The sequence below is a fragment of the Aeromonas sp. S2(2024) genome (assembly GCF_041402505.1).
GTDB lineage: Bacteria > Pseudomonadota > Gammaproteobacteria > Enterobacterales > Aeromonadaceae > Aeromonas > Aeromonas media.
Genome location: NZ_JBGLRL010000042.1, coordinates 1 through 9572 on the forward strand (window position 1 = coordinate 1; position 9572 = coordinate 9572).

Consider the following 9572-nt stretch of genomic DNA (forward strand, 5'->3'; position numbering starts at 1 on the left):
CCAATGCGGTCTTGTTGATGGATAAATTTATCTACTACCTGAAGCAACACCGCTTATATACCCGCCCACTTGGAATTATTTGAGTCTCTAAAAATGAGGGGATCTCTGAGGGCAGCCACAGGCTGCCCTCGGATGAATGGGATTCAAACCGGTTACTTGACGATAATCATGTCCCGATTCGCATCCAGGGTGGCGGGCCCTATGCCACTCACCTCCGCCAGCTGATCCACCGAGGTGAACTTGCCCTGTTTCTCGCGGTAGTCGACGATGGCTTGCGCTTTTTTCTCGCCGATGCCTTTCAGCGACGCGAGTTCATCGGCACTGGCGGTATTGAGGTTGATCTTGCCCACCTCCTTGGCGCTGGTGACCATGGTGGTGGGTTTGGCGGCTGGCTTGTCGGCGGCCAGCAGGGGATGGCTCAGCAGGGGCAGGCAACCCAGCAACAGGGCGGCAATCAGAGTCTTTCGGTTCATTTCTTCATGTCCTTATGTAGTGTCAATTGACTATTGATAATTAGCCGAGCTGCGGCACTTTTTGTCTGTCATTTCTTACACTTTATAAGTCAGTGCAAACGGCTATAAGCCAGCTAAGCCTGAAGCAGTTACACTGGCTAACCATTTGAGCGAGATATCTTTTCTATGTTTTTACCCGCCATTTCCGCACTGGAGCCCATCGCCCGCGCCGCCGGTGACGCCATCCTGGCCATCTACTGTCAGCCCTTTGCGGTGGAGTACAAGCAGGACGAGAGTCCGCTCACCGCCGCCGATCAGGGGGCGCACGAGGTGATAGTGCAGGCGCTGGCCCGGTTGACGCCGGATATTCCTGTGCTGTCGGAAGAGTCCGACGCCGAGACAATGCAGGTGCGGTGCAGCTGGTCCCGCTACTGGTTGGTGGACCCGCTCGATGGCACCAAGGAATTTGTCTCCCGCAACGGCGAATTCACCGTGAACATCGCGCTGATCGAGGAGGGCAGGCCGGTCTGGGGTCTGGTCTATGCCCCTGTGCTGGATAAGCTCTGGTATGGCGGTAAAGAGATCGGGGCCTGGCGTGTTGCCGATGGTGAGTGCGAAGCCATCCAGGTCCGGCCTCACCGGGAAGGTACGCCCTGGCGGGTGGTGGGCAGCCGCAACCATCTTTCCCAGGCGACCCTGGATTACTTGGCGCCGTTTGGTGAGATTGAGCTGGTCTCCATGGGCAGCTCCCTCAAGTTCTGCATCATTGCCGAAGGGGGCGCCGAGCTCTATCCGCGTCTTGCCCCCACCTGCGAGTGGGACACGGCGGCGGCGCAGGCTGTGCTGGAAGGAGCGGGGGGCAGCGTGACCCAACTCGATGGCTCAGCGCTTGCCTACAACAAGCCGGATATCCTCAACCCCTGGTTTGTGGCGCGGGCCTGATTGCCGTCGCTAGGGCGCGCAGATGTAAAAAGGCCGGACAGTGTCCGGCCTTTTGCATTTTCGCGTTCAATGATGCCAATCGTTTCCCGATTCAGAACACCTTCTTGAACGGCTTGATGGTCACCCTGGCATAGACGCCAGCCGCCACATAAGGGTCGGCATCGGCCCAGGCCTTGGCGTCGGCCTGGCTGGAGAATTCGGCGATGACTGTGCTGCCGGTGAAGCCCGCATCGGCCGGGTCCTCGGCATCTATGGCCGGATTGGGGCCGGCCGTCAGCAGGCGCCCCTCATCCTGCAGCGCCTGCAGGCGGGCGAGGTGAGCGGGGCGAGCCAGCTTGCGCTGGGGCAGGCTGCCGGCGACATCTTCGGAATAGATGAGATACCACATGAGAGGATCCTTTCTGGTTGCGGTTATTTTTTCTGTTCTGCCTTCTGCTCGGCCGGCATGTGGCGATAGAGATAGACGCCACTCAGCAGGGTGAACACCAGCGTCATGCCCAGCAGGCCGAAGACCTTGAAGTTGACCCACATCTCTTGCGACAGGTTGAAGGCCACATAGAGGTTGAGCAGGCCGCAGAGGGCGAAGAAACCGACCCAGCCGAGGTTGACGTTGTCCCAGATGCGGTCGGGGGCCTGCAGCTCCTTGGCCAGCATCTGCTTGATGAGATTCTTGCCAAAGCCGTAGCGGCTGATGAGCAGGGCGAGGGCAAAGAGGGCATTGATCACGGTCACCTTCCACTTGATAAAGGTATCGTCATGGAAGAAGACGGTGAGACCGCCGAAGAAACCGACCAGCAGGAAGGTAAACAGCTGCATCTTCTCGACCTTGCGATACCGCACCCAGCTGTAGAGCAGTTGGAGACCGGTGACGACCACCAGGGCGCCAGTGGCGGTGTAGATGTCGTAGAACTTGTAGACCGCGAAGAAGACGATCAGGGGAATAAATTCAATAAACTGCTTCATGCTGGGCTCTAACCTCAAAATTTCACTCAGTGTACCTGCCCATTAGGCAACGGCAAATGAATAAGACCGTTCATTTAGTATGCAGTTCCCCGCTGCGGGGCCGCCACCCTTCGGGGTGACGATGATTCTTGTTGCGCCATCTAGCCGAACAGCTGACTGGCAACGAGGCTGCCGAGCCGCAACTGGTCATCCAGCAAGTCACGGATATGGCGCTCCTCGATGAGGGGGTTGAGCAGGACGGCGCGCAGCAGGGTGAGCGGCTGTGCTCCGTAGCGGCTCACCGCACGCTGGGTGCGGGAGACGAAGCTGTGCCCCTCGGCGCGTTGGGCCTTCTGCAACGCCACGTTGAAGGCGTTGATCTGCTCGTTGGCCGCCTCGTCCGGTGCCTTGCCTTGCAGGTGAGGTGGAATGCAGCGATAGGAGAGCAGGTTCATCACGGGAGCCGACATCAGCTCGAAGGCGGGGTGGGCATCGATGAGCTCTGCCATCCGCCGCGCTCTGTCGTAATTGGCTTCGATAAGCTGGGCATAGCCCTGCCGGCCCAGCAGCTGGAAGGCGGCATCCAGATAGAGTGCGTTGGCGGGGCGGGTGCCCTCCAGGGTGAAGCGACCCTGATCGAAGGAGCTGGCGCGAATGGCGTAGGGCGCCTCCCGCTTCACCGTCATCATCAGATCTGGCTGGCGGCAGAGCAACATGCCGGTACCGAGTGGTACCAGCAACTGCTTGTGGCCATCCAGGGTGACGGTATCGGCTCGCTCGATCCCCTCCAGCAGCCCCTGGTAGCGGGGGGAGAGCAGGGTCGGGCCGCCCCAGGCGGCATCCACGTGAAAGTGGATCTGCTCGCGCCGGGCGATGGCGGCGAGCTCGGGCAGGGGATCGATGGAACCAAAGTCCGTGCTGCCGGCGACCCCTACCAGGGCCAGCACCTTGAGCTTCTGCTCCCGGCATCGGACCAGTGCGCTCTCGAGTGCCGAGAGGCAGAGCCGGTTATCGGCATCGGTCTCGAGCCGCCAGACGCGGCAAGCCCCCAGCCCCAGCAGATCCATCCCCTTGTCGAAGGAGTAGTGCATCAGCCTGGACCCCAGGATCACGGCGCCTCGATAACCCTGCTCATAGAGGGAAAACAGATCGTCGCCACAGGCCCGGTTGCGGGCCAGCCAGAGAGCGGTGACGTTGGCGATGGTGCCGCCGCTGGTCATGACGCCGAGGGCGGCGTCTTTGGCGTGCATCTGCGCCTCGTAAAAGCCGTCGTCCTCGCGATAGACGAGACGATGCAGCTTGGCCAGTACCTCCCGCTCTAGGAAGCTGAGCAGGCGGGAGGACTCCATCTTCATCGGATTCTGATTGAGCATCACCAGCAGTCGGGAGAGCTCGGCGGTGAAGGCTGGCAAGGGGGCCGTCATGTGTCCCATGTAGTGGGGCGAGGTGAGATGGGAGGCGCCTGGTACCAGGGTGGCAAGGCGGGCCAGGTAGGCCTGGGTGCTCATGCCGATGGCGGGCATGGACGACTGATCGAGTTGATGGACGAAGCTGTCGCGCTGGTAAGGTGCCTGACTGTCATCCGAGTGATGGAAGGTCTCCAGCAGGGCCGTCATGGCCTGGCCGAAGTCAGGATCCGGTTGTGTAAACAGTTCAGTCAGCTTCATCAGGTTCTCCAGACCAGCCTGTCGGGCAGAAAGTACCGGGCGCGCGCCATGCCGGACAGACACGGCCATCTGCGCGGGTGGCGTCGGCCGCAGAGCATACACCAAAGGGGCGGGGGGAACAGCCACCTCCTCACCCCGAGACTCCCTGGCCAGTCCCTTTTATTTTGAGCTAACACTTGTAGCCTGAAATGCCGGCCGCTAGAGTGGATCGGGTCTTGGTTGGAGGTAATGATGATGGATGTAACGGGGTATTCCCCACGGGAAGAGTGGGCCAATCGCCTCAGCCATGGGCTGGGGTTGCTGCTGGGAGGCCTGGGGCTTGTCTTGCTGCTGCACAAGGGATGGGATCAGGGCCCTCGGGTATTGCTGAGTTACGGCCTCTACGGCACCAGCCTGGTGCTGCTCTACCTCGCCTCGACCCTCTACCACAGCATGAGGTCGGCGGCGGCCAGGCGCTGGTGCAAGCTGTTCGATCACTGTGCCATTTACCTGCTGATCGCCGGCACCTACACACCCTTCCTGCTGGTGGCGCTCGATACCCCGCTGGCGCGGGGGCTGATGGTGGTGATCTGGGGGTTGGCCCTGGCCGGAGTGCTGTTCAAGCTCTTGTTCATCAACCGCTTCAAACGCCTGTCACTGTTCACCTATCTGATGCTGGGCTGGCTGTCCCTGGTGGTCGTCTATCAGCTCTACCTCCATCTGGATGGCACCGGGCTCATGCTGCTGGGACTCGGCGGACTGATCTACAGTCTGGGCACCATCTTCTACATGGCTAGGCAGATCCCCTACAACCACGCCATCTGGCATCTGTTCGTGCTGGGCGGGAGCGTTTGTCACTTCATGGCCATCTATGGCTATGTCGCCTGACTAGCCCTTAATTGGTATTTTTGCGCTCATGAAAGCCTGAATTCGTGCGGTATCCCACAGTTGCCCCCTTCGTTTGCTGACAAGCTAGGGTCAGTTCAGCTTGGAAAGGATGCAAATAATGAGTGAGATCGCGCTTTCCATCAGCATGTTGTCGCTGGTGGCGGTGCTGGGACTCTGGCTGGGAAACTGGCGAGTCTATGGCGTTGGTTTAGGGATTGGCGGTGTGCTGTTCGGCGGCATCATAGTGGGTCATTTTGCCGGGCTATCCGGCTTGAAGCTGGATGAGCACACACTTCATTTTATTCAAGAATTTGGTTTGATCCTGTTCGTCTACACCATAGGCATCCAGGTCGGTCCCGGTTTCTTCTCTTCCCTGCGCAGCTCGGGGCTCAAGCTCAATGGCTTTGCCGCTCTGCTGGTGCTGCTCGGCTGCGTGGTGGCCGCCGCGCTGCACCAGCTGTTCGACGTGCCGCTGCCGGTGATCCTCGGGGTCTTCTCCGGTGCCGTGACCAACACCCCTTCGCTGGGGGCGGGTCAGCAGATCCTGGCGGAGCTCGGGGCAGATCCGGGCTCCACCGGCCTGATGGGGATGGGTTATGCGGTGGCCTACCCGTTCGGGATCTGTGGCATTTTGCTCACCATGTGGCTTATTCGCATGTTCTTTCACATCAAGATCGACGAAGAAGCAGCCGAGTTCGAGCAACAGGCAGGCAAAACCAAGGAGAGCCTGCAAACCATCAACATCGCGGTGCGTAACCCCAACATGCACGGCCTGATGCTTGGCGAGATCCCGAGCCTGGACGAGGCCGATGTCATCTGTTCCCGCCTCAAGCGCGGTGACGAGTTGATGGTGCCCAGACCTGACTCGCGCATCGAGCTCGGGGATCTGCTGCACCTGGTGGGGGAGCGCCACGCCCTGCACAAGGTGCTGCTGGTACTCGGGGAGGAGGTGGATACCTCCCTCTCCACCCGGGGCACGGATCTGCGCGTCGAGCGGGTGGTGGTCACCAACGAGCAGGTGCTCGGCAAACGGATCCGCGATCTCGACATCAAGCAAAAGTATGACGTGGTCATCTCGCGCCTCAACCGGGCTGGCATCGAACTGGTTCCGACCAGCCAGACCAGCCTGCAGTTTGGCGACATCCTGAACCTGGTGGGGCGGCTCGATGCCATCGAGGCCGTGACCAGTGTGGTCGGCAACGTCCAGCAGAAACTGCAGCAGGTGCAGATGCTGCCGGTCTTCATCGGCATTGGATTGGGTGTATTGCTCGGCTCCATTCCCTTCTATCTGCCGGGATTCCCGGCGGCGCTCAAGCTGGGTCTGGCGGGCGGCCCCCTGGTGGTGGCCCTCATCCTGTCTCGTATCGGCAGCATCGGCAAGCTCTACTGGTTCATGCCGCCGAGTGCCAACCTGGCACTGCGGGAGATCGGCATAGTGCTGTTTCTGGCGGTGGTGGGGTTCAAGTCCGGGGCCGGCTTCATCGACACCCTGATCAACGGGGATGGTCCTGCCTGGATGATGTACGGCGTGGCGATCACCCTTATCCCGCTGCTGGTGGTCGGGGTGCTGGCGCGCCACTATGGCAAGGTCAATTATCTCACCCTGTGCGGCCTGCTGGCTGGCTCCATGACGGACCCCCCCGCTCTGGCCTTCGCCAACGGCATGCACCCCACCAGTGGTGCCAGTGCCCTGTCATACGCGACCGTCTACCCCCTGGTGATGTTCCTGCGGATCATCTCGCCACAGCTGCTGGCCATCCTGCTCTGGGCCGGGGCCTGAGCCGACATGAAATGGGAGCCATCTTGGCTCCCATCTTCGCACGCTCATTTTTGATGCTATTGATTTAGTTAATTTTATTTCCCATCAAACACCCTTCGTTTTCGGCGCCAATCTAAGTCTCATTTCGGTCTGTTCGTTCGATTTTTCTCACTGGTTTCTGGTCAGACTAACGGGCACATTGGACGCTGGAAATCTATGCCCATTGATATTTCAGGAGAAACCATGAGCAGCAAGAACATCGTACTGGATCAAGATGTCGTCGTTACCCAATTGCAAGGCAAAGTCTATCTGATTGCCGCTGACGGGAGCCAGACGCTTCTTTCCGAAGGCGATGTGCTGCCCAAGGATGCGGTCTTGCTTGCGCCGGAGGGGGCCAGCTTCCAGGGTGGAGAGACCACCTTTACCCTGAGCCCGAGCAACACTCCCGAGGCGGAGGAACCCCAGCTGGCGCAGCAGGGGCAGGCGAATGTGCCTGACGATATTGCCGCCCTGCAGCAGGCTATTCTGGCGGGGACGGATCCGACCCAGGCATTTGAAGCGTCGGCGGCGGGCGGGGCACCCGCTACAGGCAATATCGGCGGCATTGCAGGCGCCAGCGGCAATGGTGGCTTCGTCACCATAGATCGTACCGGTGATACCACCATAGCGGCGGCGGGTTTTGATACCGCTACCCAGGCCGACACGGGTGTGATTGGCGATGCGCTCGCGGGTGAGGAAGATCAGTTGATCGACCTGGTGCCGCCGGTGATCACAGTATCGGCCCCTGACAATACCAATGACACGACTCCAACCCTGACCGGTACCACGGATGCCCCGGCGGGGAGCACGGTGACCCTGCTGGTCACGGATGCCAATGGCAATCAACAGACCCTGACCACGACCGTCAATCCGGACGGCACCTTCAGCGTGGATGTCACCACACCGCTGGCGGATGGCTCCTATACGGTCACCGCCAATGTGACCGATCCTGCCGGCAACACAGGCACTGCCACCGATGATGGCAGCGTGGATGGCACGGCTCCCTCTGCTCCCCTGGTGGAGATCCAGGATGGCGCTGACAACATCATCTCCTCCAATGAGCGCGAGAACGGCGTGAATGTCATCATCCGTTTGCCAGCCGATGCCAAGGTCGGTGATCGCCTTGACGTGGACTGGAATGGGGATGGGGTGCCTGACGCTAGCTCCATCCTGACGGCTGATGACATCGGCAAGACCCAGATTACCCTGACTATTTCCACCACGGATCTGCCGGTCAATGGCGCCATCACAGTGGATGCCACCCTGACCGATCCTGCTGGCAATACCTCACCCAAGGGCACTGACAACAGCGTGGTGAATGCCGCGCCTGTGCCAGGAGACGACCAGTTCACCGTGGAAGAGGATGGGACGGTCACCATCAACGTGCTCGGCAACGACTCCGACCTGGATGGCGATCGCCTCAGCATCACCGCCATCAATGGTCAGGCCATTGCCGAAGGCGGCTCGGTGGCGATCGGCAATGGTTCGGTCACTCTGACCAACGGCCAGCTGGTCTTTACGCCATCCCCTGATTTCAATGGCAATATCTCGTTCGAATACACAGTCACAGATGGTTTGCACAGTGCCACTGGCGGCGTGACCGGGACTGTCACGCCGGTTAATGATGCTGCCATCATTGCCGGCAGCGACACCGGTGGCGTGACCGAAGACGAGAGCACCCCGCTGCTGACCGAGACCGGCACCCTGAGCGTGACCGATCTGGACGGGGCGGATGAAGCCAAGTTCCTGGCCGGCAACGGCACCCCGAGCGCGGGTGCGCTGGGTAGCCTCGCCATCACCGAAGGCGGTGCCTGGACTTACCAGGTCGACAACAGCAAGGTGCAGTACCTGGGCGAAGGGGAGACCAAGGTCGAGACCTTCACCGTGCAGTCTGTGGATGGCACCGAGCACACCGTCACCATCACCATCACCGGCGTCAACGATGATGCCGTCATTACCGGCACCGACACCGGCAGCGTGACCGAAGACGAGAGCACTCCGCTGCTGACCGAGACCGGCACCCTGAGCGTGACCGACGTGGACGGCGCCGACGAGGCCAAGTTCCTGGCTGGCAACGGCACCCCGAGTGCGGGTGCGCTGGGTAGCCTTGCCATCACCGAGACCGGCGCCTGGACCTACCAGGTCGACAACAGCAAGGTGCAGTACCTGGGCGAGGGGGAGACCAAGGTCGAGACCTTTGTGGTCACCTCCGTGGATGGCACCGAGCACACCGTCACCATCACCATCACCGGCAGCAACGACGCGGCGGTGGTGAGCAGCGCGAACGTGACCCTGACCGAGACCGATGCGCCGCTGGTGACCGGCGGTACCCTGACCGCGACCGACGTGGACAACCCGGACAACACCTTCACCCCGATCACCGTGGTGGGCCAGTACGGCGCGTTCACCCTGGCGGCCAACGGGGTGTGGAGCTTCACCGCCAACAGCGCGTTCAACGCGCTGAACGTGGGTGACCAGCTGAGCGAGAGCTTCGCGGTGACCAGCGTGGACGGCACCCCGTCGAGCGTGACCGTGACCATCACCGGCAGCAACGACGCGGCGGTGGTGAGCAGCGCGAGCGTGACCCTGACCGAGACCGATGCGCCGCTGGTGACCGGCGGTACCCTGACCGCGACCGACGTGGACAACCCGGACAACACCTTCACCCCGATCACCGTGGTGGGCCAGTACGGCGCGTTCACCCTGGCGGCCAACGGGGTGTGGACCTTCACCGCCAACAGCGCGTTCAACGCGCTGAACGTGGGGGATCAGCTGAGCGAGAGCTTCGCGGTGACCAGCGTGGACGGCACCAAGTCGAGCGTGACCGTGACCATCATCGGCAGCAACGACGCGGCGGTGGTGAGCAGCGCCAACGTGACCCTGACCGAGACCGATGCGCCGCTG

General features: G+C 61.2%; 8 protein-coding genes. 4 read left to right on the top strand and 4 right to left on the bottom strand.

All coding sequences use genetic code 11. The features are described 5' to 3' along the window. Positions 1-152 precede the first annotated feature (152 nt). Positions 153-473 (bottom strand): ComEA family DNA-binding protein, encoded by a 321-nt coding sequence (locus ACB039_RS20740; RefSeq protein ID WP_371166357.1) that lies wholly within the window; start codon positions 471-473, stop codon positions 153-155. A 165-nt stretch (positions 474-638) separates the two neighbouring features. Between ACB039_RS20740 and cysQ the strand changes: the two genes are divergently transcribed. Then, entirely contained in the window at positions 639-1394 is a 756-nt protein-coding gene (cysQ, locus tag ACB039_RS20745) for a 3'(2'),5'-bisphosphate nucleotidase CysQ (protein WP_270824949.1), read from the top strand. Positions 1395-1485: 91 nt separating this feature from the next. Here cysQ and ACB039_RS20750 read toward each other — a convergent pair whose 3' ends face one another. The 3 genes from ACB039_RS20750 to ACB039_RS20760 form a co-directional block, all read right to left on the bottom strand. Next, the gene (locus ACB039_RS20750) at positions 1486-1782 is read right to left on the bottom strand and encodes a YciI family protein (RefSeq protein ID WP_139439635.1); all 297 of its coding nucleotides are present in this window, start codon (positions 1780-1782) and stop codon (positions 1486-1488) included. Positions 1783-1805: 23 nt separating this feature from the next. Beyond that, the gene (locus ACB039_RS20755; protein ID WP_005327953.1) at positions 1806-2357 is read right to left on the bottom strand and encodes a septation protein A; all 552 of its coding nucleotides are present in this window, start codon (positions 2355-2357) and stop codon (positions 1806-1808) included. 140 nt (positions 2358-2497) lie between these two features. After that, positions 2498-4003, bottom strand: a complete 1506-nt coding sequence (locus ACB039_RS20760; RefSeq protein WP_270824947.1) for an aminotransferase class V-fold PLP-dependent enzyme — start codon at positions 4001-4003, stop codon at positions 2498-2500. Positions 4004-4234: 231 nt separating this feature from the next. On the opposite strand from ACB039_RS20760, the gene ACB039_RS20765 reads away from it, so the two are divergent. The 3 genes from ACB039_RS20765 to ACB039_RS20775 all read left to right on the top strand — a co-directional run. Continuing rightward, positions 4235-4870 carry a hemolysin III family protein gene (locus ACB039_RS20765; protein ID WP_041205078.1) on the top strand — a complete coding sequence of 212 codons (636 nt, stop codon included), beginning with the start codon at positions 4235-4237 and terminating at the stop codon, positions 4868-4870. Between the two features lie 118 nt (positions 4871-4988). Then, complete coding sequence (locus ACB039_RS20770; protein WP_182787716.1) at positions 4989-6650, top strand: putative transporter; 1662 nt, start codon at positions 4989-4991, stop codon at positions 6648-6650. 222 nt (positions 6651-6872) lie between these two features. Beyond that, the coding region (locus tag ACB039_RS20775; RefSeq protein ID WP_371166358.1) for a retention module-containing protein at positions 6873-9572 on the top strand (2700 nt) is incomplete at its 3' end.